The sequence below is a fragment of the Cupriavidus sp. Met-2 genome, from assembly GCF_049843575.1.
Taxonomy (GTDB): Bacteria; Pseudomonadota; Gammaproteobacteria; order Burkholderiales; family Burkholderiaceae; genus Cupriavidus; species Cupriavidus metallidurans.
The window spans coordinates 132562-159173 of the sequence record NZ_JBBHZL010000005.1; the positions used below are offsets into that span (position 1 = coordinate 132562).

Consider the following 26612-nt stretch of genomic DNA (forward strand, 5'->3'; position numbering starts at 1 on the left):
GCGTGTCTCCGTTATCAGTTGACGGCGCGGCCCATGCCGCCCCAGTAGCGTTCGCGCAGTTGCTTCTTGTCGGGCTTGCCAAGCGCGGTCAGTGGCAACGCATCGACGAAATCGATTGTCTTGGGCGTATTGACGGCGCCCTTGGCATGGCGCACCAGCGCGCGCAGCGCCTCCACGTCGAGCTGGGCGCCCGGCCTCGGCACCACGACGGCCTTGACCGCCTCGCCCCATTTCGCGTCGGGCACGCCGATCACCGCAGCGGCCGCTACGCCTGGATGACCAGTCAGGACGTCCTCGACCTCCTTCGGATAGACGTTGAATCCGCCCGAGATGATCATGTCCTTCTTGCGATCGACCAGGTAGTAGTAGCCGAACTGGTCACGGTAGGCCATGTCCCCCGTGTGCAGCCAGCCGTTGCGCAGTGCCAATGCTGTCAGCTGCGGCTGCTTCCAGTAGCCGTCCATCACGAGCGGGCTGCGCACGCAGAGTTCGCCAACGCTGCCCGGCGCCACCGGTTCATCGTTGTCATCCAGCAGGGCCACCGTCACACCCGGATATGGCATCCCCGCGGACGTCGACGTGTCCACGTCGGTGCGCATGTGATCCTCCTGCGTCAGTTGCAGGATGTTGCTCGGGCACTCGGTCTGGCCATAGCTTTGCGCCAGGATCGGGCCGAACCTGTCGATGGCCTCGCGGATCCGCGCGGGCGCCATCGGCGAGGCGCCATAGGAAAGCGTCTGCAGCGAAGAGAAATCGGCCGTGCGCGCACGTGGGTGATCGAGCAGCGTGTAGATCATGGTCGGCACCAGGAACGTCATGCTGGCACGATGGGTTTCCACGGCATCGATGAAACGCTCAGCGTCGAACCCGTGCTGCAGGATGATGGTGCCGCCGCGCCACAGCGTGGGCACGATCATCGCGCCAGCACCGTGTGAAATAGGCGTGGGACACAGCAGCCGCAGATCATCGGGCAGGCTCCGCGCAGCCAGCAGCAACACCGCCTGCATCCACACGCAACGATTGGCGAGCATGACACCCTTCGGCTTGCCGGTGGTGCCGCCGGTATAGGCCAGCCGGATCACGTCCGTGGTCAGCGCTTCCGGCACCAGCCGTGCCGGCGCGAACGATGTCGCCTGGTCCCAGAACGATGGCAATCCCGGCACGTCGGCATGACCGAACCAGTGCGCCACACCCGCGCAGCGCTCGCGCAATGCCAGCGCGCGCTCGGCATAGACGGGATCGGCCATGAACACTCGTGCTTCGGCGTCGTCGACGATATAGGCGTGATCGTCAACACCCCCCATTGCGTGAAGCGTCACCGATCGCAACCCCATCAGGTAGGCGGCCGCCATCACGATGAACACCTCGGGCCGATTGCCCGACAGTTGTACCACGCAATCGCCACGCACGAGACCTAGCGCGCGAAACGCGGAAATGGCCTGGCTGATGCGATCGCCGAGCGCGCGGTAGGTCATGCGGGCATCGCCGTCGATGAATGCCACGCGATCCGGATACCGGTCGATGGCGTGAACGATCATCTCGCCGATGGTGCCGCCAACATGGGCTTCCTGTGTCGTCATTGCGATCCTGTCTCCTGTTGTCGTTCGGCGATTATATGCAGCAATGAAACGTTTCATCAAGCGGAGTTTTGCCATTTCCCTCCGCGACCGAAGCACTCTGGCCGTCGGTTATACTCTTTGGCAACTTCAGGGAATCCCATGGCAGAAAAGCAGATCAGCATCCGTGACGTCGCTGCCCTGGCCGGTGTATCGGTCGGTAGCGCGTCGCGCGTGATCAACGGCGCCGCCAACGTCACGCCGGACGTGCGCGAGCGCGTCGATCGCGCCATCGCGGCACTGCGGTATCGCCCCAACCACGCGGCGCAATCGCTGCGTTCGCGCACGAGCAAGACCATCGGATGCATGTTTTCGGACGTGGCCAACCCGCTCTACGCACGCGCCTTCCGCGCGCTCGAGGAACATTTCCGGCGTGAGGGATACATGCTGCTGCTGGCGAACGGCCTCAACGATGCCGAACGCGAGATCGACATCATCCAGACGTTCCAGTTACGCGGCATGGACGGCGTTATCCTGGCGCCGGGCAACGAGCGACATCCGGGCGTGCTCGATGCGGTGCGCCGGCTGTCGATGCCGGCCGTAATCTACGACCGCGACTTGGCAGTGGATGCCGATGCCGTGCTGTTCGACCACGTGGCCGGCGTGAAGGCCGCGATCCATCATCTGGTGGAACTCGGCCATACGCGCATCGCGCTGGCGCTATGGCAGGTCAAGAGCCGCCCGGTGCGCCGGCGGATCGAAGGCTACAAGGCCGCCTTCAAGGCCGCCGGCCTCCCGGTACCGGACCTGATCCTGCAGGAACCCACACCCACCAGCTCCGCTTTCGACGACGTCACGCGGCTGCTGCAACTGCCTGACCCGCCCACGGCATTCCTTGCCCAGGGCACCCACACGCTCACCAGCACGCTGCGCGCGATCGCCAAGCAAGGCCTGCGCGTGCCGGAGGACGTCTCGGTGATCGGTATCGGCGATACCGACTTCGCGCAGACCTACGATCCGCCGCTGACCGTGCTGCGCACACCAACGGACGAGGTAGCCGCACACGCCGTGGAGATGCTGCTTTCACGCCTGGCCGCCAAGGGGGACGCCAGCCTGTCGCCACGCAAGGCGCTGATCCAGTTCGACCTGATCCTGCGCGAGTCGTGCGCGCCCGTTGCCCGGCACTGAATCGCCTCGCAGGAAAGCGATGACCGGTTAGTCGGCGCTGGCACCCGACGCCTTGACGATGGTCGCCCAGCGCGCGATTTCCTTCTGCACGAACGTCCTGAATTCGGGCACCGTCATGACTTCGATCTCGATACCGGCCTCGGCGTAGCGCGCGCGCAGCTTCTCGCTACGGAACGCGGTGGCAACCGCCTGGTTCAGCTTCTCGACGATGGCGGGTGGCGTGCCGGCCGGCGCGAAGATGCCACTCCAGCTCGACACCACGTAGTCGGGCACACCCGCCTCGATCATCGTGGGCACGTTGGGCAGCGCCGGCAGACGCTTGGCGCTGGTCACTGCCAGCGGCCGCAGAGAGCCCTTCTGGATGTGCGGAATCGCCGTCGGCGAGTTATCGAACATCAGTTGCACACGCCCGCCGAGCAGGTCGGTCATTGCCGGCGCGCCACCGCGATACGGTACGTGCGTGAATCTGGTTCCGGTCATGTACTGGAACAGCTCGCCCGACATATGAATGCTGCTGCCGCTGCCCGACGACCCCATCATCAGTTTGCCCGGCTCCTTCTTCGCCAGCGCGATCAGCTCCTGCACGCTCTTTACCGGCACGTTGGGATTCACAACCAGCACGTTGGTGCCCGACGAGATACGCGCCACGGGCTCGAAGTCCTTCTGCGGATCGAAGTTCAGGTGACGGTACAACGTGGGATTGATGCCATGCGTGCCAATCGTCCCTTGCAGCAAGGTGTAGCCATCGGGCGCCGCGCTGGCCACCATCGCCGCGCCGATATTGCCGCCGGCGCCGGCACGGTTCTCTACCACGACCGGCTGGCCGAGTACCTCCGCCAACTGCTGACTGATCAGGCGCCCGATCAGGTCGGCCGTGCCGCCCGCCGGAAACGGCACGACGAATCGAATGGGCCGCGATGGCCAGTTGTCGGCCGCGAACGTGGGAGCGGCGGCCGTGAACAGTGCAACCATCGCCATCATGCGGCCAAGCCGCGACAGGGTCGAAACCAAGGTCATCTCCGGTTGTTCCTCGAGATCAGTCGTTCAGGCGCGCGGTGCAAGCTGGATGCCGGCCGACAACCCGCCATCCACCGGGAGTTCGATCGCATTCACATAGCGCGATTCGTCCGACACCAGGAAGCGAATCGCTGCCGCCACCTCCCACGCGGTGCCTTGCCGGCCAAACGGCAGCGGCGCGCTGGTGCGGTCCGGCCGCGCAGCCGATGCCGCCCGCCCCATTGGGGTGTCGATAAGGCCGAGCATGACCACGTTGGCGCGGATGCCGCTTGGCTGACCTTCGAGCGCCGCGGCGCGGCATAACGCGCCAAGGCCTGCCTTCGAGACTTCATAGGCAGGGTTCCGCCCATTCGGCCGACGTGCCGCCACCGACGAAACAAAGACGATGGCACCACCCTCCGTCATGCGGGGCAACGCCACCTGCACGCACAGCATGTGTGCCTTGAGGTTGATGCCGAGGACAGCATCCCAGCTCTCCTCGGTCAGCCGGGCGAGCGGCAGCCGATGGCTGATGCCGACGTTGAGCACCAGAGCATCCAGACCGCCCAGCGCCTCGATGGCCTGGTCAATCATCGCGTGGATGTCTGCGGTGCGCGAGACATCGGCCTCGATGGCAGCGGCGCGTCCACCATCCGCGGCGATGCGTGCGACCGTGCGCTGCGCCGCCGCCCCAGAACGGTCCGCGCAGGCGACATGCGCGCCTTCGCGGGCGAGCAGGCAACAGGCGGCCCGCCCGTTGCCGGCCGGCTCGTCCATCTGCTCGTCACCCCCCTGCCCGCCTCCGACGACGAGAATGCGCTTGCCGGCCAGCGTGCCGCCATGCCTGGATAAATCCATGGTGTTCCTTGTCGAACGGGAATCAGATCGTTGCCACGGGCGTCACTGGCGAACCCACCGCACCCGGCAGGCGCAACGGCGGCGCGGTCAGCAGGAAACGCGTGCGACCCTCGGCCTTCAGCGCAGCGGCCAGCTCCGCGAGATACCAGAGTTCACCGAGCGGAATGCCATAGCGGAACAGACACAGCTCGTGCAGCGGCAAGCGCGCGCAGGGCATGGATGCCGCCGTGGCGGGAATGCCCTCAACCGCGTAGTTGTCCGCGCACAGCGCAGCGATACGCTGGTCGACGATCCATTGCTGCAGCCTGGCATCGCGGCCGTCGAGCACCGCGCAGCTTCGTTCGAGCAAATGGGGATCGGGTTGACGCTCCATTTCCAGCAGCATGTCGGCAAAGCCGGTGTAGAGGCACAGGATGTCGCCGGGCTCGACTTCGACGCGCGCCGCGTCCAGCGCGCGCATCAAATGGTCATAGCCGACGTACACACGCTCGCGGCCACACGATGCGAGCAGGTCCACCAGCACGCCGCGCGACTGGATCGCCTTGACCGCGAAGGTCTCGATACCGAGCCGATGGGCGCCCATCGGCCGGCCGTCGGGATCGCCCGGCCCCACCACGTCCACGCCGGCGCGAAAACCGTTGTAGTAGACCGCCACCGGATTGCCGTCGCCCTGTACGTCGAAGCGATGGCCGACGTGGGCAAAGCTGTCCCATTGCGTCGAGTACTGCGTGTGCAGCAGCACCGAGTCGTCGCACAGCACATCGGTGTGTTCGTGCGACGATGCCGATAGCGGAAGGTTGTAAACGAGCCGGCCATCGCGCTCGGTCGGCCGCAGCCGTGGCGGATGCCGGCGCGGGTTGAGCACATTGCCACCCGGATAGTCGAGCGGCAGGCTCAGACAAAGGCTGCGCCCGGTGCGGACTTCCCGCACCGCCCTGCGCACCACGTCGGGTGTGATGTAGTTCAGGGACCCCAATTGATCGTCGGGACCGAAATCGCCCCAGTTCGATGCAGCAGGCCGCTGCTTCCAGCGCGAAATCGTCATGGCATGTCTCTACCGGCAAGCACATGCGTAGCGGACAGGACATCCCTGCGGTCAATCGTCATCCGTCGTCTCCTTATGCGCGGCGGTCGTGGCTTGCTCCCCGCCGTCCGTCTGTCTATTTGTGGGGACGACTCTAACAACAATGAAACGTTTCATCAATAAGGGATTGCGACCAGTTCGCGCGACTGAGCGATATTCCCCCATCGCTGATGAATCGATTTATATGGCAGGACGACCGAAGAACGCGTGCACAGTGGTGCAGCCGTGTGACGTACCCGACAAAGGCGAGAGATCTGCAGATACCGCCGCTTCCATCCATACACCCAAGACCCGTATGGATGACGGACCACAGCTCCGGCGCAAAGTGCCAGACAGGTGCCCGGCGCTGCTGGACGACAACTAGACAATAGCCCGTACGCCTCGACGGCGATCCTCCCGCAGCAACGTGGAGATCCGCTGCAACGCATGAGCCAGATCCGTCTGGCTACGCGCGCCGCCGACCGACAGACGCACCGCATCCACGGGATTCGCATCCACGCTGAACGCATCCGAGCAGGCCACCAGCACGCCCTGCTGCTCGAGCGCGAGCGCGAACAACTGTCGATTCCAGTGGGCCGGCAGCGTCATCCACAAGTGCAGGCCGGTGGGATGTGCGTTGACGTCCTTCGGCAACAGGTTGCGCGCCAGCGTCTGCCGCGCGCGCACTTCGCGCTGGATGTCGAGCATCAGGTGCCTGGCCTGGCCACTGCGCATCCAGTGCTCGGCCACCGCGGTCAGCAATAGCGAACACCCCATGCTGGAGGCGCGCAACGCATCCTGCAGCATTGCGGCATCGTGCTGGCGCGGCAACAGGACGAACGACGTGCGCAGGCTCGGCCAGAGGCATTTCGACAGCGAGGTCAGATAGTACGCACGCTCGCCCCCTTCGTAGGTGACGATCGGCGGCGGCGCGTCGTTGAGCAGGTAGCGGTAGGGATCGTCCTCGATCAGCGTCATGCCGAGCTTGCGCAGCATGGCCCCGATGGCCTTGCGCCGGTGCTCGGGCATGGTGCTCGCAGTCGGGTTCTGGAGCGTCGGATTCAGGTAGATCACCTGCGCGCCGGTTTCGCGATGGCTTCGTTCGATCGCGTCCGGCAACACTCCATCCTGGTCGACTTCGAGCGCGACGACACGCAAACCGAGCTGCTGCGCGGTAAGCAGAAAGCCGGGATAGGTCAGCGGCTCGGCAAGGACGGCATCCCCACGCTGCGTGCGCGACTGCAAAAGGCTGAAGATCGCGGCCTGGGTACCCGCGCAGACAATCAGTTCCTGCTGCCCTGCCATCGCGCCAACCGCGGGCCGCAGCCACGCCCTGCCCGCCTGGACGATCGAGGCGCCGGACCACGTGTCCTGGTAGGCGGACATCGCCTCGATGCCTTGCCGTGCCAGCACTTCGTCAATGGCCAACTTGAGCGCGTCACCCATGCTTCCACTGGCCGGCTGCGGTGGGGTGTTCATCGACAGGTCGATACGCATCTCATCGCCCGCCTCGCCAACGCCCGCGACGAACGAGCCACGCCCGCTGAACGACGAGATCAGGCCACGATTGCGTGCCTCCGTATAGGCACGCGTCACCGTGGTGAGATCCACCCCGAGTTGCGTCGCCAGCCACCGCTGCGACGGGATCTGGTCGCCCACGGCGAGTTCGCCCGTCTGCACCGCCCGCGCAATCAAATCCGCGATCTGCATGTAGCGCGGCCCTGCGCCCGGCGTCAGCGGGCGCAGCCAATCCACACGGCGTTCGCCTTTCGTGTCACTCATCGTCGACTTCCTTCAATCGTCCATTGCAAACCCGGAACCCGAGGCATAGTATACGCATACAGTCCATACACAAACACATACAGTTTATCACTGTATGGAATCTTTGCCACGGGCTCACGGTGTCGCAAGCCGCCAGACAGGCGAGGCGCGGATCGGGATGAGTCCAGGAGAATTTGTCCATGTCTGCATTCGAAGCCCTTGATCTGGCGCGGTTTCAGTTTGCCTTCACCGTCTCGTTCCACATCATTTTTCCGGCCATCACGATCGGGATGGCGTCCTACCTTGCCGTGCTGGAAGGGTGCTGGCTACGCACCGGGAACACCGTCTATCGCGACCTCTATCATTTCTGGTCCAAGATCTTCGCGCTGAACTTCGGCATGGGCGTGGTCTCCGGACTGGTGATGGCCTACCAGTTCGGTACCAACTGGAGTTTCTTCTCCGAGTTCGCGGGCAGCATCACCGGCCCCCTGCTGGCGTACGAGGTGCTGACGGCCTTCTTCCTCGAAGCGGGCTTCCTCGGCGTCATGCTGTTTGGCTGGAAGCGGGTCGGCCCGGGGCTGCACTTCTTCGCCACGCTGATGGTGGCACTGGGCACGCTGATCTCGGCCACGTGGATTCTGGCGTCCAATAGCTGGATGCAGACCCCGCAGGGATTCGAGATCGTCGATGGCCGCGTGGTGCCGACCGACTGGCTCGCCGTGATCTTCAATCCGTCGTTCCCCTATCGCCTGGTGCATATGAGCATCGCGGCCTTCCTCTCCACTGCGCTGTTCGTCACTGCATCGGCCGCATGGCATCTGCTGCGCGGCAACAACAATCCGGCCATCCGCAAGATGCTGTCGATGGCGATGGGAATGCTACTGATCGTCGCCCCCATCCAGGCCGTGGTGGGTGACATGCACGGCCTGAACACGCTCGAACATCAGCCCGCGAAGATCGCCGCGCTGGAAGGCCATTGGGAGTCGCACGGTGACGAGCCACTGCCGTTGCTGATATTCGGCTGGCCAGATATGGAGCGCGAGGAAACACGCTTCGCAGTCGGCATTCCTCGCCTGGGCAGCCTGATTCTGACGCACACGCTGGACGGGCAAATCAAGGGCCTGAAATCCTTCCCGCCGCAAGACCGACCCAATGCCGCGATCCTGTTCTGGAGCTTCCGTGTGATGGTTGGCCTGGGCATGCTGATGATCCTGCTCGGCCTCTGGAGCCAATGGCTGCGCTGGCGCGGGCGGCTGTATGAACATCGCGGCTTCCTGCGCATGGCGCTCTGGATGGGTCCCACAGGATTGGTCGCCCTGCTCGCCGGGTGGTTCACCACGGAGATCGGCCGCCAGCCCTGGGTGGTGTATGGCCTGATGCGGACGGCCGATGCCGCGACGCCGCACAGCGTCACGCAGCTGACGATCTCGCTGGCGCTGTTCGTCATTACGTACTTCTTCGTCTTCGGCGTGGGCATTGCCTACATGTTGCGGCTGGTACGCAAGGGGCCGAAGCCGTCCGAGGGCGACGTGTTCGAATCCGATGCCGAACCGCCAACGGACCACAAACCCGCGCGGCCGCTATCGGCCATCAACGACGACACGCGCCTGAACCCCGCGGAAGCAAGGAGCTGACATCATGGGTATCGATCTCTCTCTGCTCTGGATTCTGATCATCTTCTTCGGCGTGATGATGTACGTCGTGATGGACGGCTTCGATCTCGGCATCGGCATCCTGTTTCCGTTCGTGCCCGCCCGGCATGACCGCGATGTGATGATGAACACGGTGGCGCCCGTCTGGGACGGCAACGAGACCTGGCTGGTGCTGGGCGGCGCGGGCCTGCTGGCGGCGTTCCCGCTGGCCTACTCCGTGGTCCTGTCCGCGCTCTACCTGCCGATCGTTCTGATGCTGCTGGGGCTGATCTTTCGTGGCGTGGCGTTCGAATTCCGCTTCAAGGCCAACGACCGCGAACGCCCGGTATGGGATCTGTCGTTCATGGGCGGATCACTGGTGGCCGCGTTCTTCCAGGGGGTGGCGCTGGGGGCCTACGTCGATGGCCTGCCCGTCAAGGACGGCGCCTTCGTGGGCAGCCCCATGGGATGGCTCGCCCCGTTCCCGCTGTTCTGCGGCGTCGGCGTGGTCGTCGCCTACACGCTGCTGGGGGGCACGTGGCTGATCCTGAAGACCGAGGGCCCGCTGCACGACCGGATGAAAGCCCTGACGTCCCGGCTGGTGTGGGCGCTGCTCGCGATCATCGCGGTCATCAGCATCTGGACGCCGATTGCCCAGCCACGCATCGCCGAACGCTGGTTCAGCCTGCCCAACCTCTTCTGGTTCGCGCCGGTCCCCCTGCTTGTGCTGCTGTGCGCCGTGCTCCTGCTGCGTGCCTTGCGCCGGGACACCCATGCGCAACCGTTCCTCTTCACGCTCGGGCTGGTTTTCCTGGGATACAGCGGCCTGGCCATCAGTGTGTGGCCCAACATCGTGCCGCCATCGGTCTCGATCTGGGCCGCCGCCGCGCCGCCGCAAAGCCAGGGCTTCGCGCTGGTCGGCGCGCTGTTCGTGATTCCGTTCATCCTGATGTACACGGTGTGGTCCTACTACGTGTTCCGCGGCAAGGTCCGCGTCGGCGATGGCTACCACTAGGAGACCCGACATGTCGCACTTTCCTGACTGGGCGCGCCGGACTGGCTGGCTTCTGCTCATCTGGACCTGCAGCGTGGCCGGGCTGGGCGTGGCAGCCCTGGTGCTCCGCCTGCTCATGCAGATGGCTGGCATGCATCGGTAACCGGCTTCTATAGTTGTTCCGGCATTCCGGATCCGAATTCGCGGACCGGATGCGGGCGCGGTTTGCCCCCGCCGAAGGGCCGCGCACGCCGAAAACCTCGGTGACCAGCAAAACCGTAGACAGACAGGAGTCGCATCATGAGCAACAAGCCCACCATCATTCTGGTACATGGGTTCTGGGGAGGCGCCGCCCACTGGGGCAAAGTCATCGTCGAGCTTGCACGCAAGGGGCATACGTCCCTTCACGCCGTCGAGATGCCGCTGACCTCACTGGCCGACGATGCCGAACGTACCCGAAAGATGATTGCGCAGCAGGCCGGCCCCGTGCTGCTGGTGGGCCACTCGTACGGTGGCGCTGTGATCACGCAGGCGGGCAACCAGCCGAATGTGGTGGGGCTCGTCTATATCGCGGCATTCGCCCCGGATGCCGGAGAAAGTCCCGGCGGCATCACGCAGCAATGCCTGCCGGCTGCAGCGCCCAACCTTGCGCCCGACAGCGACGGGTATCTGTGGCTGAAGGCCGACAAGTTTCATGAGAGCTTCTGCCAGGATCTGTCCGCCGACGAGGCCCTGGTCATGGCCGTCCCCAGAAGGCGCCCGTTGCCAGCACCTTCGGCGACACCATCGCCGTGCCAGCATGGAAGGCCAAGCCATCGTGGTACCAGATCTCCAGCGAAGACAGAATGATTGCGCCGGCCAACCAGACCATGATGTCCACCCGGCTCAACGCCAGGAAGGTCATCACGCTGGACGCCAGCCATGCATCGCTGGCCTCCCGGCCTGCGGAGATCGCAGCGTTCATCGACGAGGCCGCCGCCACGGCGAGCCAGGGCTGATGCCTCGTCGTGCCAAGGGGACGTAGCGCTCACGCGACGGATCCCGCCTTGCCCCAAGGCGCAAGGCGGGCCGCGCTGCCACCAACGCTGGCCCCGCAACTAGCCAAACTGGCCGATCACCCGCCAGCCGCCAGCCGCCAACGCTAACTGGCGATATGAGGTCAGGTTCGAACCGGCATCAGCGTGTGCTTGGGAAGGCCGAGGGGTGGAGCCCTTTCATGTCAAGACTTAACCCCGCCAGGGCCTACTGGTAGTCAAACGTGAAGGTCATTGCAGAAGTCACGGCACCTGCTGTTACGGTCCCGACCCGAATGTAGCGTGCCAAAAAGGGAAAGCTGTTCTGAACATTGGCGCTGATCGTGCCCATATCGACGCGTGACTGCAAGCGTACAGGCGCCTGGTGTTGGTCGACGATCTGCACGCCCACGCCCCCAGCACCGCCGGTCTGCACGCTCAATATGCCGTTGTTCGCATCAATCACACTCAATCCGGCAGCGGCATCGAGCGAAATACCGACCTGGGCGCCAGTGTCGCATCTGAGCCCGATGGCGAATGCCGTGGCCCCCGCGGGTCCGGCAGAGAGTGCCCCCTGATTGACCGTCGGGAGTTGCACCACCGCCGGGAAAGTGGTTGAGCAGGCGATGCTTTTCAGCGCAATGGCGCCAGCCGGATAAATCTGGCTGACAGTGATGTTGTCATCCTTGAGCACTTTGTTGGTGTTATAGACACCAAACGCCCAGGCTGCGTTGTTCATGACCGATCCGTTGACAATCGGGCCCGCAATTCTGACTAACTCCAACGTGCCGGAGAAGTTGTAACTGCCTCCCGCACCAATCTGCGCAATGGACGAGAAGCAGGCCTGTCCGGAACCGTTGACGATGGGGGTTCCAGCGCTATTTCGCAGCCGCATCCCGACTCCACTAACGCCAGTCGTATAAACACCAGACATGACTTCCGTCGAGCCACCATCCATGGTGCACGCAACGATGGCGCTGCCTACCTGGATCGTTTGCGGCGAGCCCACGCCAATGGTACAGGTTCCCGATATCGAGAATGCGCGCACCGTGCCTGGAATGGTATCTCCTGGCAACAAGCTGGACGGTACGGCAACAGTGCCTGGATAGCTGATCGCATTCGGTAAGCCGCTTATATTCGTACAGGCGAAAGCGTATGCCGAGGATTGAATTCCCATTGCGAAAGCCAGAACGGCAAGCATCCTTACAAGAAAGCCGTAATTGGTGCCGGCTCTGTTGTGCCGATACGCTGGCACCCGAAGAGAATTGCTCCTGCCAATCGGCAGATTTCTGAAGACGCTCTTTACAATTTCACTAATCATTTTCAATCCCAGTATTCACCGCAGCATTCGTCATCGCTTGTCCGCCAGAATTTCCCAGGCGAATGCCAATGCCGGCCACGCCTGTGGAATACACGCCCGGCACGACCACAACGCCACTGCCGCAGCAGCAGGAGACGATCTGCGCACCAGCGTGGATGGCCGCATTTCCGGCCCCAACGCATCACGACGGCCTGGCGTCGTTCCACACCCGATTCACCATGCCCCTGACCCGTGACGATCACGGGTTCGGCCGGCACTCCGCACCCGCCTGCACCAACCCGGCAGGGGCGGTGTCGACGCCGGGCAATGCATAGGACATCGAACACGAATCCTTCGGTCCCGCGCCCCACTTGGCCAGCAACGTTCCGCTGTCATCCTTCACCCCACGCAGGATCGCCAATCCACCCTGAGCCACGGTGCCGAAGGACCGGCCACTGTCGTCCAGCACTTCCGCACCGAACGGCAGCGGGCTGCCGTCTGGCAGCTTGATGCGCAGCGCCACGGCACGACCCGGGTTATCGGTTTCGAACAGCACCTTCACCACGGCGCCCGCTGTCGGGGCAACGTTCTGCATGGTCGACTTCAGTTCGACGTTCAGCGGCAATCCCTTCGGATCGAGGTTGATCTCGTTGCGCGAGAACGGGGTCAGATTCGAGACCACCGCGTGCCCCCATCGATCGATACGCAGGCCCGTATCGTTGAGCACCTGCGCGCCCACCGCATCCTTGGCCTCGACAACCGCGACGGTATCGCCGAAGCGCGGGGCGAACGTGACGCCGCCCTGGTAAGCCACGACACCGCCTGCAATGCCCACGCCCACCTGCGTGTAGTTCGTGCCCTTGCTCACGTTGCCCGATAGCGTAGCCATCCTCGATATGTAGGAGGCGTTCAGGCTGGCGCTGTTGTTGGTAGGCGAGTCGCCACCGCTGGCATGATTCGCGGAGACCGAGTACGACAGCGCATGATCGGCGCCGACCGTCCCGGAAAGGGTCTCCTGCAAGCTGGTTGCACCCCGCGAGTCCTTCTGCAGGCTGGTCGTCGAGTACGGCGCGAATGGTGTCTTGCCAAGCGGTACCGTCAGGGTCAGCATCACGCGGTTGTCCCACCTGCCGGTATTGAGGCTGAGTTGCCTGGCCGCCGAAATCCCGTAGCTGACGCCCCTGTAGATATTGCTGTAACCGGCCTGGAACTGCGTGTCCCGGCCGTCCCGGTTCCAGTAGTCCTGGGTCGATCCCGACAGATAGAAGCTGCCGTAGCCTGCCTGAAGCATCTGATTGACCATCACCTGCAGCCGGCCACGCACCGTCCCCACCGCAGCAAAGCCGAGCCCGCGTGCATCAAGATCGCGCAGTATCACCGCGTCCGAAAAGCCCAGATAGCCGCGCGTCGAGTAGCGATAGGCCGCCAGCGTCAGGTTGGTATTGGTCGGGGCAACCAGCTTGCTGTACGACAGCCGGATGCTTTGCCCGCTACGATCCGGCTCCGAAGTCAGGTGTGTCGACGCTTGTGTGACATCGAGGCCGATTGCGCCGAAATCCGTGCTCATGGCCAGACCCGCCAGCGCGGACCAGTAGCCCTCGGACACCAGCGCGCCACCGTAGGCGGTGAACATGTTCGACAGACCGCGCTGGATCGTGGCCTGGAACACGCCGGGCTTGCTTGAGATGCTGGTATTGCGGAACTGCCCGGCCGTCACGCCATAGCGCGTCACACCCGGGCGCAGCGCATTGGCCATCGGCGCGAACGGCACGCGGGAGACATGTTGCGACCCATCTGCTTCGGTCACCACCACGTCGATGTCGCCGCCGTAGCCGGTTGGATACAGATCGTTGATCTCGAACGCACCTGGGGCGACCGTGGTTTCGTAAATGATGTTGCCGTTCTGGCGAATCTGTACCCGCGCATTGCTGTTGGCGATGCCATGGATCGTCGGCGCGTATCCGCGTTGCGAGTCCGGATACATGCGGTCATCGGTCGCCAGTTGGACACCACGAAAGCCGAAACTGTCGAACATCCGGCCATCGGTGAAGGCATCGCCCAGTGTGAGCTGGCTCTTGATCTCGTTGATAGAGCGTTGCAGGTTTGTCTGCACCGCCTGGTAGTGCGTGGCGTCCGGCTGCCCTCCGCCACTGCTATACGACAGGTTACCGTTGTGGTGGAACCGCCATGGCCCGAGGTTCAATCCGGCGTCGAGCCCCACGAAACCTTGTGTGTAAGAGACACCCGAGCTGTCCGAATGATAGGCATTGGCGTTGTACTGCAGCCGCGCGGCGGGGATTCCCTCATCCCAGTACTTCGGATCGACGTAACCGCGCGCGGAACGCCTGATATAGAGTTGCGGGATGCTCACGTCAAGACGTTGCTCTCCAGTATCGAACGTCGCGGTGGCTGCGGGGATCAGCGCGGGAATCTGCTCGCAGCCAGACCCATCCTGGAGCCGCGCGATTGCCTCTGGCGGCAGCTTGGCGAGATCGACGCCCATACGTTCGAGCATGTCGTGATCGAAGCAAGGCTGCACGTTGTGCGCGTCATCCCCAATCGCGCGAAGGTTGACTTCGGCGCGGCCCAGCCAGGCATCATTGACATACAGGTCGGCACGGTAGCTGCCTGGGGTCGCGAAGTTGCCCTGATTGAATCGGGAGATATCCAGCCGCATCCCGTCCGGGCTGTGAAGAAAGGTATCGTTAAATTCCACGGCGGCTATCGTCACGCCCACCGGCGCGTCCGTGGAAGTGGCCATGGCGGGCGTGACTACCGCCCCCGCGAACATCGAGAGCACGACTGCGCTCACCTGACACAGGCGACTTGGGATCGAATGAGGGATTCTTGATACCGGCTTCATGGCCACTCGGAGAATTTGGACAAACGGCCGCCCCTGCGGAGCACGCGGCCCGCATCGGTGGACTGTCTTGAAAGGAAACCTCGGACGCCGGCTGTCAGCGCCAGCGCTGATGGATCAACTGGCCGGGACTACCGGAGCATCGCCCTCTATCGGGCCACCCCAGTCATTGATCGCGCGATAGTGCACGCTGCCATTGGCACCCAAACCCGCTTCACCATCGAGAGGAAACGTCTTCGTTTCGCCGGGGCCGATCATGCCGCCCTCCTGATTGCGAACCGTCTTGCCTCCCGCGGACACATCCATGCCGGCGTACGAGACGTGATAGCCCGTCGGATTGGTCGCTTCGAGCGCCAGTGTCTTGCCCGCAGACTTGATGCGCCAGGTCACGCGCGACGGTGCTTCCGCTGCGGTGCCCACCAGGCCGGTGGGTCGGTAGAAGAGCTTGACGCGGGTGCGGAACGCAAGTTGCAGACGATTGGCTTCCGCTAGGTCACCCGTGGCTTTCGGGGGGATTTCCAGCACGTTCAGCCAGAACACGGACTCCTTGTCCGTTGGCAGTGGCTCGCCGGTGTAGAGCACCCGCAGTGTCTGCCCCTTGCTCGGATCGATACGCGCCACCGGAGGCATCACCGAAAATGGCACTTCGATGGATGTCGGCGAAGCCTTCGGATCGCCCTTGTCCACCCACGTCTGGATCAATGCCGGCGTATTGCCTTCATTGGATGCCCGGATCGTGGCTTCCTTGTCTTTCTCGTCGAGTATGACGCGCGTGCCGCCCAGGACCACCGAGGCGTGCGCTGCAGAACCCGTAAGGCCCAATACAAGCATCCCGGCGGCCAACGCGGATTGAATCGTTGACCTAGTTTTCATGACAGCTAATGCGAATTCGGTGTGCTGAAGCCGGATGGCCCCCTGACAGACGCCAAGGCGCCATCCCGGCAGACTGCTTAGTTGTAGGAAATGTCGTACGTCACCGTCGAGCTGACGGCGCCCGCACCCGAGCCGGCGGCCGAGGTCGAGTGATACTGCGCGTAGTAGTCCAGATTGGCGGCGCCAGCGGTGATCGGCACCGACTTCGAGTTCTGCAGACCGGCACCAACGCCATCCGAGGCACCCACGGTGATGACCGAGGTGTCCTTGTTCAGCAGTTCGATTTCGACTGCCGTGGCCGAGCCAGCGTTGATCAGTCGACCAGTGCCCAGATTGACGGTGGAACCTGCCTCGAAGAACGTGTGGACGTTGCCCGTGGCCGGCGTGCAGTTCGTCAGCGCAATCCGGAAGCCCGTGCGGCCGGCGGTCGCGTCCAGGGCGTTCAGCGTGGTCGTCGAAACGGTCGGCATCGTGACCGTGAAGTTCACCGGCGCGGTGCCACCGTTGATCTTGCAGGTCGTGGCGGTGATGTTGCCGTTGAACGTGATAGTGCCGTCCGGCGCGGCATGGGCGAGTTGGGCACCCATGGCGGCGATGGCTACGATCGTGGCGGAAATAAGCTTGGTTTTCATATCGGAATTATCAAGAGACAGGAATCAAAAATATAGACGGAGGGCCTAGCCAGAGATCGAAAACAAAATGCTGCCGCGGATCGGAGAATGCACTTCCTTTCCACCTCTCATTCTCCGCCGGCCCCCAACAACATTATTGGTTCAACCGACATTGCACTCAAATAGGGCAAGCCTTAAAATTCGCTGCAATGTCATTCAATCCTGCAGTAGATAATCCATCAACCCCATTGAGCGACGTTTCCTGCTCAAATAGAGAAAATCCGAATCATGAGAATCAGTTATTCGTGACCCGGCGAAAACCTCACATTTCCGGTTTCCAGCGCGCCGATACCTGGCGCTTAAAGAACTGATGGGCCAGGCGGGCCTCCGGCATCGGCGCTCCCAGCAGAAATCCCTGAGCCTGATGGCAGCCAAGTCTGATCAGGCACTCCAGGTCATCGAAGTTTTCCACCCCTTCGGCGATGGCCTTGAGGCCCATTGCGCGCACCATGCCGATAACGCTGCCCAGCAGGGATGCGGCGCGCGGGTCACGTCCAATGTTCTTCACCAGCGACTGGTCGAGCTTGATCGAGTCACACTCGATATGGCGAAGCAGCTGCAATGAAGTGGTGCCCGTCCCGAAGTCGTCCAGCGCGATGCTCACGCCTTCTGCCCTGAGCGCCCGAATGGCGTCCCGCGCCGTCATTAGGTCATTGACTTCCGTTTGCTCGGACACTTCGACATGCAGGCTACGCATGGAGATGCCGAAATGCTGGCAGGCGGATCGCAGCGCCACGTGCAGCCTGCCGGTTTCCAGGCAGCGCCACTCCGCATTGATCGAGATCGGAAGCGCAAGTCCGCCCTTCTCCCAACGGCGCACCGCCGCGGCTGCGTGCCAGATCATCACGATCGTCAGTTCGGACAGCAGATCGTGCTCACGCAACGCCCCCAGGAATGCGGCCGGCGGAATCATGCCGAAGCCGGGACGCGCCCAGCGCGCGAGCGCTTCTACTCCGCGCAAATGCCCCCCATCCAGATCGAACTGCGGCTGATAGCAAGCCACGAATTCGCCACAATCTATCGCGTTGCGTAGCACTTCCACCTGTAGCAATTCCGGCGCCCACCAGGATTCCATGGTGTCCTCGGCGACCTGCATTTGAGGACACTCGGATTTACCAGACTCGCGGGGTCTGGCGTGCATCTCTTGCATCCATGACATGCTGCTATTACCTCTCGAACGTTTTACCCTTGCCAATCTATCCACGACAGCACAGATACCTCGCCTGAACGAATGCCGTCACCATGAATCGGAGAAACTTCATCGATTCACAAAATCCCCATCACCTTTTCCAATAATGACTCAGATAATTCCCACGACGCTATTGGAAATCCCTTAAATTTGGGCGCGATATTTAATGTAACGATCAGACATTATCGATCGGGCAAGGGCAGCCCGGGAGCCGACGCGCGGCGGACGGGCTGCCCGAGATCCACGCCCGCGTACTGCGCGATCAGCGTTTCCAGGGCCGTGCGCAGGGCAATCCATTGTTCCTCCATGCCCGCAAGACCGGACTCCTCGATGGTTCGCTCGAGCCACCGACATGCCTGGGACTCCGACGCATGACCAAGCGTGGCCAGCGCGCCGGCCAGGGCATGAAGCTTGCGCATCAGGCGGACGGTATCGCCTGCGGCCGCCGCCTCCGACAGTTCCGCCAGGTCCTCGCCGAGGTACTCGCTCAAGGACATCATGGCTTCCTTCGGGATTAGTGACGGTTCCGTACCCGGCAAGGGTGGTGAAGCATCCAAGGGCTCGATCAGTTCCCGAAGCGCCGCGAGCCGTACCGGCTTGGTCAGGCAGCGGTTGATGCCGGCCTTCTGGCACGCACTCTGCAGGTCGGGGCCAACGCTGGCGGTCACGGCAACGATGGGAACGGTGATCCCACGTTCGCGCATCGTCCGCGCAAGTTCGTATCCATCCATGGACGGCATCTGGAGGTCGGTGAGGATCAGGTCGTAGGACTGGCTCGCGGTCAGCGCCAGCGCTTCCCGTCCATCGCCGGCAACATCCACCCGCTGCCCGAGCCATTCGAGCAGCCGGCGCATGACAACCTGGTTGACGCGATGATCCTCCACCAGCAGGATGCGCAGCGACTTGAGCGCGAGATGCCCCTGCGCAGAGTCGGCACGCCGCTGCACGGGCATCGGGAGTTCAAGCCCTGCAGCGGTCAGAATCGCCTGAACCAGGCCGCGCCACGCATACCGCGAGGCACGGATCGGCGTCTGACTCGTGTCTGGCAACAGGGACGCGTTGCTCTCGATCACGACGTCGGCATCGGGACAGGCACGGATATCCCCGTGCTCGCAGACCACCACGTCCACGGGCGTGGCGGGCGGCTGCGAGGAATCGAACCTGACCACCACCGCACCATAGTGCTGCAACAGGTGCTCGATCCCGTGGTAAGTCTCGCGCGAGGGACTGCACAGCCCGACGGTCAGACCACTCAGGCCGTTCGCGATGTACAAATCGTTCAAGAGACCGGTCTGCACGATGTCGGCCGGCTGCGTGACCGTCACCGGCTCCATCGGAATGCGCACATCGAAACAACTGCCGAGCCCCGGCTCACTCACCAGGCGAATGGAACCGTTCATGAGCCCGACGAGCCGGTTGCAGATGGAGAGCCCCAGCCCCGTGCCGCCAAAACGGCGGGAGTCCGACTGCTCGGCCTGCACGAATGGCGCGAACAGGCGCTGCTGATCCTCGATGGCGATACCAATGCCGGTGTCGATCACGCGCAGCTTGAGCCAGTCCCTACCACCTTCCGTCATGGTGGTAGCCTCGACCACAACCTTTCCCTGCTCCGTGAACTTGATCGCGTTGCTGACGAGATTGCCGAGCACCTGCTCCGTCTTGAGTGGGTCGAGCAGGATTGGGGCGTGCAACGCGGGATCGATCACGCAAAGTAGCTGCAACGACCTGCGCTCCGCATCCGGCGCAAACCGCCGGCAAACGTCCTCGACAAGGCTATCGATCTGGCAGGGGCGCGCCTGCAATGCCATCTGCCCGGCCTCGATCTTGCTGAAGTCGAGCACGTCGTTGATGATCTGGATGAGCGACTGCGCCGATTGCTGCATGACCTCCAGCTGGTCGCGCTGGGCCGCGTCGAGCGCGCTCACCTCCAGCAGTTCGATGCTGCCGAGCATGCCGTTCAACGGCGTGCGAATCTCATGGCTCATCGTCGCGAGAAAGGCGGACTTTGCCCGGTTCGCCGCATCCGCGTCATGGATGGCCTGGAGCAGCGTGGATTCGCTCTGCCGGGCGGCGGTCACGTCGTCCATGGCGCAGAGCTTCGCCGGCTTGCCCTGACACGTTGACTCGACCACACGGACGGTAAGATAGCTCACCGTTTCATCGGTATGCGCCAGCTCGAAGTTGAACTTCCCATGCCGGCCAACCGTATTGCCGCGCTCGCCATCCGCCAGCGCATTGCAGGCCGCGCGGTGAAAGCGCGCCAGTTCTCCGGGCTTTGCGTGAGCCGTGATCCGATCGGAGACATCGTTCTCCATCAACACCGCGGCGTTCGTGCTGTCGAGGATCACGAGCCCGACGCCGGTCGACTCGATGATGGTGCGCCCAAGGACTTCGCTCTCCTGCAGGCGCAATGATTGCGTTTGCGTAGGCCGCATGATGCGTCTGTCCACCAGCCGGACCCATGCCAGCATCAAGGTGCAGGTCAGCCCAGTCAACGCGAACAGCCAAAGCGTGTTCCGCCGCAGGCTCTCCCACAGCATGCCGGTCTCCACCACCTCCACGGCTCGCCAGCCGGAGCGATCCACCGGACCGTCCAGCACCATGACGCTGGGTAGTAGCCCGCTGCCCACGAACGTCGGCGAGTTCGTCGCGACATGGGCTCGCTTCACGAGCGCCTGGCTCACTGCCGGCGGCAGCGGATCCCGGGACATGGAATCCGGCCGGAGGATCGTCCCTTCCGCGGTCTGCACGAAGAAGCCGTCCTCAAGGTCGTCATCCTCGGGAAAGATCGCGCTCAGCGGAAAGTCCATCGCAAACACGGCGCGCGGTTCGCCATCTACATGGATCAGGGTCGCCACCGTAACGATGGGGGTGCGAGACACCCAGTCGTAGCCCGGCTCCAGCATCACGACGCGGCCGGGGGCCGCCTTCAACTGCTCCAGCAGCTTCCGGCTGCGCAATCGCGCAATACTCCCTTCGACGAAGGCCTGGTACGTCGCGTCGTTCCGCAGCGTCTCCCTGGCTTGCGGCAGATTGCGTGGCGTGACATAGAAACGATCGGCATTGAGGTCAACGAGCCAGACGTTCTCCAGGCCCTGATACTGGACACTGCTCACGCGCAACATGAACGCCAGCACGTTCGCCAGCGGCGCAATGCTGGCATCGGCCGGTATCGCCTCCCGTCCAGCGGAAATGGGCAACGCCACGTACGGTCGTTCGCCACGCTTCTGCAGATGGTCGATCCAGTCGCGACTGGTGGTCTGCGCCATAGGCTTACCGACGCCAACCTCGATCAGACGTTCGAGCGTGCCTTGCGCGCGCAGCGTCATTCTCCGCACCGCAGTCAGATTTGCCTCCACCTGTTCCGCACGTGCCTGGAACAGGATCTTCTGCCGGTCGACGGCTTCGTCCATGCGGTACTTGAGCAACACGAACCACGACAGCCCGATCAGCACCAGCAGGCAGGTGACAAAGACATAAACCAGATTGCGGATCTGAGAGATGCTCAATGGCAACGCGGCCAGCTTCTCTCCTTTGATCAGCTTCCTCATGATGATTTCCCTTACTACTTGGGGGGCATTCCGGCTCGGGCCGACACGCTCCCCCATCCGCAGCGCATGGTTGCGCGATACGGTGTGTCGTGTCGTGGGTCTGGAACACTGCCAAGCGCCGTCGAGTTTGGCCGCAGTGCCGAGCGGGGCGTTATCCCCGGGGCTTTGGTACCCATGGTGGCCAACCCTCGATCGGGGCTGGCATTCGCTTCAACCTGGCGGGACGTTACGGCCCGCGCCAGGCTACATCGTGCTACACCAGGCCGTACTGGATCGACATCGCCACAAGCTGCACGTGATCTTGCACATTCATCTTGCGCATCAGACTCTTCTTCTGCGCGCTGACCGTGTTGACGCTGCGGCCAGTGTCGCGGGCAATCTTCGAGATCGGCACGCCGGCCAGGTAAAGCCGCAGGACTTCCAGTTCGCGCCGGGAAAGGCTGTGGCGAATCTCGTCGACGCTGTGGCGAACCTCGTCGACGGCGCGCGGCGCGGCACGCCATGAACCCCACATCACGTCCATCGCCCGCGGGGAGAGCGAACCGATGCCCATGTGCGCCATCAATACCGCCTGCGCCACGGCATCGGCGTCATCCAGCGCACTGACGATGTTCTTTACACCGCTGCCGAGCAGCGTCAACACATCGGCCCGGCGCGTCAGATCGGCCTGGACGACCAGCGTTGCCGGCGGCGCCATCGTGGAGTCAACCAGCCGGAGAAACAGTGCGGATTGATCAAGGCCGGATTCCGGCTCCCGGACCTGAAGCACGACGTCGCATCCCGCGCGCTGCGTGATTGCGAGAACCTCCTCGGCACGCCCGCTGTTTCCGACGAGCTCAATGCACGGCAAGGACTCAAGACGTCGCGCCAGAGCCTGACAGACTGCAGGTCGATCACTTGCGATGCATAGCCTGACTTTCTTCATTTCCTACTATCCCGATTCAATATCTGCCTGCATCCATGTTGGTTCACGGGAGCGGCCGGGACTATAAGGCAACGATTAAATTTGGGCGCAATGCATGCAGGTGACGGGGTTACGTCAATGCATCCGCACCGGAATGGTGCGGATGCGATGGCCGACACGGAGAATCGACGGAACTGCGGGAGGGAGCAAGAAGTAGCGCGAAAGAGCGGGTCCGAGGACCCGCGTGCCGGCTGCGATTACGCCAATGGCGGTGGCAGCGGCAACGACCGGGCCCGATTACTGGGCGGCCGCAAGCATGCCGTGGGTGACGGCGTACTGATAAAGCTCGTAATCCGATGTCAGACCCAGCTTGCGCATCGCCATGCTCTTCTGGGCGCTGATGGTCTTGCTGCTGCGATTGGCCTGCCGGGCGATCTCGACCAGGGGCACACCAGCCGCGCATTTGCGCACGACCTCCAGTTCCCGCTTCGAGAGCTTTGGCTCCGGCGCGCCGCCGTCGTCGCTGGCATCGCCGAGCAACGCCTGCACCGCAGGCGCCAGATAAGCGATACCGACGAAGGCCGCCCGGATCGCGGGGGCGAGATGGCCAAGGTGATCGGACTTGCTCAGGATCACCGAGATGCCTGCCTTCTGAATGTTCCGCAGCAGGGCGGGATTGTCGAGCATCGTGATCACGACAATGCGTACGGCCGGATGGCGCCTGCGAATCAACTGCAGCATCGGCAAGCCGTCGCCAGTCGCACTCCCCGGCATGGAATAGTCGGTCACCAGCACATCGCACTGGGTGGTGTCGAGCAGACGCAGCAGCTCGGTGGAGCTATGCGCCGTGCCAACGACTTCAAACCCAACCTCGTCACCTAGTTCTCTACGGATGCCATTGACGACTACCGGGTGATCGTCGGCAATCAGTACCTGAATCATCATGCCCCTTCGGACCCGGTCGATTGAATGAGATATATGGATCACATTGCCCTTGTATGGCCGGGTCGCCATGTCGAGATAATAGAAGTTCTACGAGATATGAGTCCTAGGGAAAGCCTTAAATCCACAAGCCATCATCATCAATGGCCAAGTCTTGCGCGGCACATCGGCGAGCTATGACTCGGCTTCGAGGTACACCTGCAGGTAGCCGTCCAGGTCATCGGTGAGCTGTTTGGCGCCATCGAACGCGTCGCGCGCCACGGCTTCGAGTTCTCTGCACAGGTCCGCCACCTCCTCCCAGTCATGCAAATGCGCGACGGCGCCGCGAACGCGATGCGCGCGCTCGGCCACGGTCCCGAGATTCTTCTGCTCGACAGCCTGCCTGATGGCCCGCGCGTCTTCCCAGACCGTGCGTATCAGCAGCAACCGGTCATCTTGCGAGACGTCGCCCTGAGGCAGTTCGGCGGCGCTCCTGGCTGCCGTCGCCAGCGCTTCACTTCGGTCCGGCAACACCTGCCTGAGGCTATCGGCAAGGGCCTGCAACAGAACAGGCTTGGTGAGATGTCCGTTCATCCCCGATGCCACGCAGCGCTCGGCCTCTCCGGTGGCCACGCTGGCGGTGACGCCGATGATCGGGATGGTGAAGCCGTCCGCGCGCAAGGCATGCGCAAGTGCGTAGCCGTCCATCCCTGGCATGTGCACATCGGTCAGCACCGCATCGAATTGGCCCTGCCTGCAAGCAAGCAATGCGTCCTCGCCACTACTGACCATGGTCGTCCGGCAACCCAGCTGTTCTAGTTGCTGCTGCATCAGCCGGCGATTGACCGGATGGTCGTCCACTGCCAGCACCTGCAGATCCAGCTTCAACATCTGCGTCGAACGTTGAACCGGGGACGCCGTGCTGGTCAGCGGGATGCCTGCCGCCCGACACAGCGCGCGCACGATGCCGGCCTGATGATAGGCGGAGACAACCAGGCCATCGGGCCTTGCCACGGCCTCCAGCGGCCCACTTGCCTTGAGCCTGACCACTCCGGCGTATCCGTTCGGCACGGGGCCCTGCGTCTCGTCCGCTATCAGCAGGATAGTGCCCGGGTCGGTGGCGTCGCCCTGGCAGGCAATTGCCCTTCCTCCTGACTGGCGGATCATGGCGATGACATCCGCGCGCCATACGGGGTCCTGCGCCCGGACGACGACATTGGGCAATGCCGGTTCGACCGACTGTCGTGCCTCCCCAATCTCCAGGGGCACGGAAAAGGAAAAGCGGCTGCCGCGCCCAAGCTCGCTCTCGACGGCAATGCTGGCGCCCATCCGGCGGGCCAGCCTCCTGCAGATCGAAAGACCGAGGCCCGACCCACCAAAACGCCGGGCCGTGGTGGCATCACCCTGAACGAATGGTTCGAAGAGTTGTGCCTGCGTGCCTGGCGACATGCCGATACCGGTATCGAGGACTTCCAGCACCAGACACAGCGTCGTCTCGTCCGAGGGCGTCGAAGCGGCGCGGAAGGCCCGGATGCCAACGTGCCCTTCCGACGTAAACTTCAACGCGTTGGTTAGAAAATTGTCGAGGGCCTGCCTGACACGGACCGGATCGCCGATGAGCCAGGGTAGATCGGCCTGCACATAGCAGGTCAGCGCCAATCCCTTGCGCAGTGCCAGCGGCGCGTGGGATCGAGCTACGGCCTCCACCAGTTCCACGGGATCGAACGCCACGGACTCCAGAGTGAGCTGCCCGCCCTCGAACTTGGTGTAGTCCAGCAGATCGTCGATGATCGACAGCAATGTGGCCGACGACGTCTGAATCGTCCCGACGTCCTGGCGCTGCCGATCATCCAGCGCGGTCAGGGACAACAATTCCAGCGTACCCAACATGCCGTACAACGGCGTCCGCATCTCGTGGCTCATCGCCGCCAGAAAGATCGACTTGGCTGCGTTCGCATCCTCGGCCAGTCGATGAGCCCGTTGGAGTTCGCGCTCGGCCTGCAGGCGGATGGCGACCTGCCGCCGCTGACGCCAGTAGCCGAGAGCCAGAAGCGCCAGCGCCGTGACGACCAGCGCCACGTACGGTGCGGCACGCCGCCGGATTTCGCTACCCGACAAACCGAACTGATAGGTCGTGGTCAGGTATCGATTGCGGATCGCCTGTCGCCGCTCCGGTGGCATGGCCTCGATGGCGCGATCGATCAGCGGCACGAGCGGCTCCAGCCCCGGCCGCACATCGAATCCGATGAGCTGCCGCAGCCTGGTAGCGCCCACAACCTTGAGTTGGCCCACGTAGCGGCTCTGAATAGCGCGATCCAGCGCAGCCAGATTGCCAATGTAGAGATCGGCCTTGTTGTCCCGCACCATCTCCAGCGCCGCCTCGGGCGAGGCAGCAGTCACGATCGGCGCCGACGGTACCGCCGCGCGCACCAGATCGGCCATGACCGACTTGGCGGCCACGGCAACCCGAAAGCCTGCAAGCTCGGACAGTTCGCCGATGGCCGGGGAATCGGTTCGTCCAACGATCACAAGGGGATAGGACTCGACGGCACGGGTACGGGTCGGGAGATGCCGATTCGCCATCTCCGCCGGCTCGACATACTGATTGAGATCGATCTGCCCGGCCGCCCTCAACCGGCCGGACTCGGCCGGCTCCGCGACGGAACTCACATCGAAACGCAGGCCCAGGGTCTCACTCAGGTAGGCCAGGTAGGCGCTCAGTATTCCGGTGGGCTGACCATCCTCGTCCTCGTAGGTGAACGGCGCCCACTGAGTCAGCAATTGCACGCGCAGCCGAGGCAGGGAGGCCAGGTAGCGCCGCTCGTCTTCACTCAACGGCGCCGCCGCCTGCGCTGGTGTGCCGGCCACAACTGAATCTTGCGGCTTGGAGCCGTCCAAAGCGACTGGCTGCGCCGCCGGGAAATAAACGTGGCGCCCCGACGCTTCACCGGCTGCCGCGGACGCCGCGGGCGCCGCAACCGGCAGCAGCACCGCTGCCAGCATGAGGGTGAACGAAGCCACGCGTCGACGGGCAATCCGCGTCGGACTGGAATGCCACATGCCTTCCTCCTAGCGCCCGGGATGGCGACCACGTTCGTCAGCCGTTCGCCCCGGCGTTCACCAATATGGGATTTGTATGCTACTCCACTGCGCGATTAGGTGGTGTCATACGCGATTGCAAGTGCCACCCGTTTGACAACTGGCAGTGGCCGCGCGGCGCGCGGCTCGACGAGATCGCCCGCCATGATCCATGGGATGGCTACAATGCAGTACGGCAGACACT

Annotated in this window: 18 protein-coding genes and 1 pseudogene; 5 read left to right on the forward strand and 14 right to left on the reverse strand. The window is 63.4% G+C overall.

Annotated elements, in window-relative coordinates; translation table 11 throughout:
• Nucleotides 1–14: 14 nt before the first annotated feature.
• On the reverse strand, nucleotides 15–1580 hold the full coding sequence (locus tag WD006_RS13210; protein WP_011519370.1) for an AMP-binding protein: 1566 nt from the start codon (nucleotides 1578–1580) through the stop codon (nucleotides 15–17).
• 138 nt (nucleotides 1581–1718) lie between these two features.
• On the opposite strand from WD006_RS13210, the gene WD006_RS13215 reads away from it, so the two are divergent.
• Nucleotides 1719–2744 carry a substrate-binding domain-containing protein gene (locus tag WD006_RS13215; RefSeq protein ID WP_011519371.1) on the forward strand — a complete coding sequence of 342 codons (1026 nt, stop codon included), beginning with the start codon at nucleotides 1719–1721 and terminating at the stop codon, nucleotides 2742–2744.
• 27 nt (nucleotides 2745–2771) lie between these two features.
• Here the strand turns inward: WD006_RS13215 and WD006_RS13220 are convergent, their stop codons facing one another.
• The 4 genes from WD006_RS13220 to WD006_RS13235 all read right to left on the reverse strand — a co-directional run bounded on the left by WD006_RS13220 (nucleotide 2772) and on the right by WD006_RS13235 (nucleotide 7443).
• Nucleotides 2772–3761, reverse strand: a complete 990-nt coding sequence (locus WD006_RS13220; protein ID WP_029306441.1) for a tripartite tricarboxylate transporter substrate binding protein — start codon at nucleotides 3759–3761, stop codon at nucleotides 2772–2774.
• A gap of 27 nt (nucleotides 3762–3788) precedes the next feature.
• A complete protein-coding gene (locus tag WD006_RS13225; RefSeq protein ID WP_029306442.1) occupies nucleotides 3789–4598 on the reverse strand; it encodes an SDR family NAD(P)-dependent oxidoreductase in 810 nt (269 codons plus the stop codon).
• 22 nt (nucleotides 4599–4620) lie between these two features.
• Entirely contained in the window at nucleotides 4621–5643 is a 1023-nt protein-coding gene (locus WD006_RS13230; protein ID WP_029306443.1) for a cyclase family protein, read from the reverse strand.
• A 399-nt stretch (nucleotides 5644–6042) separates the two neighbouring features.
• Nucleotides 6043–7443, reverse strand: coding sequence for a PLP-dependent aminotransferase family protein (locus WD006_RS13235; RefSeq protein ID WP_029306444.1), 1401 nt, complete (start codon nucleotides 7441–7443; stop codon nucleotides 6043–6045).
• 179 nt (nucleotides 7444–7622) lie between these two features.
• Here WD006_RS13235 and WD006_RS13240 point away from each other — a divergent pair, with 179 nt between their 5' ends.
• The 4 genes and pseudogenes from WD006_RS13240 to WD006_RS13255 all read left to right on the forward strand — a co-directional run bounded on the left by WD006_RS13240 (nucleotide 7623) and on the right by WD006_RS13255 (nucleotide 11045).
• On the forward strand, nucleotides 7623–9056 hold the full coding sequence (locus tag WD006_RS13240; RefSeq protein WP_029306445.1) for a cytochrome ubiquinol oxidase subunit I: 1434 nt from the start codon (nucleotides 7623–7625) through the stop codon (nucleotides 9054–9056).
• A 4-nt stretch (nucleotides 9057–9060) separates the two neighbouring features.
• A complete protein-coding gene (gene cydB, locus WD006_RS13245; RefSeq protein ID WP_011519377.1) occupies nucleotides 9061–10068 on the forward strand; it encodes a cytochrome d ubiquinol oxidase subunit II in 1008 nt (335 codons plus the stop codon).
• Nucleotides 10069–10078: 10 nt separating this feature from the next.
• On the forward strand, nucleotides 10079–10210 hold the full coding sequence (locus tag WD006_RS13250; protein ID WP_080711342.1) for a DUF2474 domain-containing protein: 132 nt from the start codon (nucleotides 10079–10081) through the stop codon (nucleotides 10208–10210).
• A 137-nt stretch (nucleotides 10211–10347) separates the two neighbouring features.
• A pseudogene (locus WD006_RS13255) lies at nucleotides 10348–11045 on the forward strand (alpha/beta hydrolase).
• A 244-nt stretch (nucleotides 11046–11289) separates the two neighbouring features.
• Here WD006_RS13255 and WD006_RS13260 read toward each other — a convergent pair.
• The 9 genes from WD006_RS13260 to WD006_RS13300 form a co-directional block, all read right to left on the reverse strand.
• Complete coding sequence (locus WD006_RS13260; protein ID WP_080711343.1) at nucleotides 11290–12381, reverse strand: fimbrial protein; 1092 nt, start codon at nucleotides 12379–12381, stop codon at nucleotides 11290–11292.
• A gap of 238 nt (nucleotides 12382–12619) precedes the next feature.
• A complete protein-coding gene (locus WD006_RS13265) occupies nucleotides 12620–15223 on the reverse strand; it encodes a fimbria/pilus outer membrane usher protein (RefSeq protein WP_029306447.1) in 2604 nt (867 codons plus the stop codon).
• A 114-nt stretch (nucleotides 15224–15337) separates the two neighbouring features.
• On the reverse strand, nucleotides 15338–16093 hold the full coding sequence (locus tag WD006_RS13270; RefSeq protein WP_029306448.1) for a fimbria/pilus periplasmic chaperone: 756 nt from the start codon (nucleotides 16091–16093) through the stop codon (nucleotides 15338–15340).
• Between the two features lie 77 nt (nucleotides 16094–16170).
• On the reverse strand, nucleotides 16171–16725 hold the full coding sequence (locus WD006_RS13275) for a fimbrial protein (RefSeq protein ID WP_011519383.1): 555 nt from the start codon (nucleotides 16723–16725) through the stop codon (nucleotides 16171–16173).
• A 301-nt stretch (nucleotides 16726–17026) separates the two neighbouring features.
• Nucleotides 17027–17860, reverse strand: a complete 834-nt coding sequence (locus tag WD006_RS13280; RefSeq protein ID WP_029306449.1) for an EAL domain-containing protein — start codon at nucleotides 17858–17860, stop codon at nucleotides 17027–17029.
• A gap of 275 nt (nucleotides 17861–18135) precedes the next feature.
• Complete coding sequence (locus tag WD006_RS13285; RefSeq protein ID WP_051722938.1) at nucleotides 18136–21504, reverse strand: ATP-binding protein; 3369 nt, start codon at nucleotides 21502–21504, stop codon at nucleotides 18136–18138.
• A gap of 253 nt (nucleotides 21505–21757) precedes the next feature.
• Nucleotides 21758–22201 carry a helix-turn-helix transcriptional regulator gene (locus WD006_RS13290; RefSeq protein ID WP_186401018.1) on the reverse strand — a complete coding sequence of 148 codons (444 nt, stop codon included), beginning with the start codon at nucleotides 22199–22201 and terminating at the stop codon, nucleotides 21758–21760.
• A gap of 504 nt (nucleotides 22202–22705) precedes the next feature.
• A complete protein-coding gene (locus tag WD006_RS13295; protein ID WP_011519387.1) occupies nucleotides 22706–23350 on the reverse strand; it encodes a response regulator transcription factor in 645 nt (214 codons plus the stop codon).
• A gap of 174 nt (nucleotides 23351–23524) precedes the next feature.
• The gene (locus WD006_RS13300) at nucleotides 23525–26389 is read right to left on the reverse strand and encodes an ATP-binding protein (protein WP_051722939.1); all 2865 of its coding nucleotides are present in this window, start codon (nucleotides 26387–26389) and stop codon (nucleotides 23525–23527) included.
• Nucleotides 26390–26612 lie beyond the last annotated feature (223 nt).

What these genes read in the sequence shown, in the direction of transcription:
- cydB (WP_011519377.1), top strand. Translation starts at nt 9,061, where the DNA reads ATGGGTATCGATCTCTCTCTGCTCTGGATTCTGATCATCTTCTTCGGC.
- WD006_RS13300 (WP_051722939.1), bottom strand. Translation starts at nt 26,389, where the DNA reads ATGTGGCATTCCAGTCCGACGCGGATTGCCCGTCGACGCGTGGCTTCG.
- WD006_RS13235 (WP_029306444.1), bottom strand. Translation starts at nt 7,443, where the DNA reads ATGAGTGACACGAAAGGCGAACGCCGTGTGGATTGGCTGCGCCCGCTG.
- WD006_RS13265 (WP_029306447.1), bottom strand. Translation starts at nt 15,223, where the DNA reads ATGAAGCCGGTATCAAGAATCCCTCATTCGATCCCAAGTCGCCTGTGT.
- WD006_RS13250 (WP_080711342.1), top strand. Translation starts at nt 10,079, where the DNA reads ATGTCGCACTTTCCTGACTGGGCGCGCCGGACTGGCTGGCTTCTGCTC.
- WD006_RS13230 (WP_029306443.1), bottom strand. Translation starts at nt 5,643, where the DNA reads ATGACGATTTCGCGCTGGAAGCAGCGGCCTGCTGCATCGAACTGGGGC.
- WD006_RS13285 (WP_051722938.1), bottom strand. Translation starts at nt 21,504, where the DNA reads ATGAGGAAGCTGATCAAAGGAGAGAAGCTGGCCGCGTTGCCATTGAGC.
- WD006_RS13295 (WP_011519387.1), bottom strand. Translation starts at nt 23,350, where the DNA reads ATGATTCAGGTACTGATTGCCGACGATCACCCGGTAGTCGTCAATGGC.
- WD006_RS13290 (WP_186401018.1), bottom strand. Translation starts at nt 22,201, where the DNA reads ATGGCGCCGCCGGCAACGCTGGTCGTCCAGGCCGATCTGACGCGCCGG.
- WD006_RS13275 (WP_011519383.1), bottom strand. Translation starts at nt 16,725, where the DNA reads ATGAAAACCAAGCTTATTTCCGCCACGATCGTAGCCATCGCCGCCATG.
- WD006_RS13210 (WP_011519370.1), bottom strand. Translation starts at nt 1,580, where the DNA reads ATGACGACACAGGAAGCCCATGTTGGCGGCACCATCGGCGAGATGATC.
- WD006_RS13215 (WP_011519371.1), top strand. Translation starts at nt 1,719, where the DNA reads ATGGCAGAAAAGCAGATCAGCATCCGTGACGTCGCTGCCCTGGCCGGT.
- WD006_RS13260 (WP_080711343.1), bottom strand. Translation starts at nt 12,381, where the DNA reads ATGATTAGTGAAATTGTAAAGAGCGTCTTCAGAAATCTGCCGATTGGC.
- WD006_RS13270 (WP_029306448.1), bottom strand. Translation starts at nt 16,093, where the DNA reads ATGAAAACTAGGTCAACGATTCAATCCGCGTTGGCCGCCGGGATGCTT.
- WD006_RS13220 (WP_029306441.1), bottom strand. Translation starts at nt 3,761, where the DNA reads ATGACCTTGGTTTCGACCCTGTCGCGGCTTGGCCGCATGATGGCGATG.
- WD006_RS13240 (WP_029306445.1), top strand. Translation starts at nt 7,623, where the DNA reads ATGTCTGCATTCGAAGCCCTTGATCTGGCGCGGTTTCAGTTTGCCTTC.
- WD006_RS13225 (WP_029306442.1), bottom strand. Translation starts at nt 4,598, where the DNA reads ATGGATTTATCCAGGCATGGCGGCACGCTGGCCGGCAAGCGCATTCTC.
- WD006_RS13280 (WP_029306449.1), bottom strand. Translation starts at nt 17,860, where the DNA reads ATGCAGGTCGCCGAGGACACCATGGAATCCTGGTGGGCGCCGGAATTG.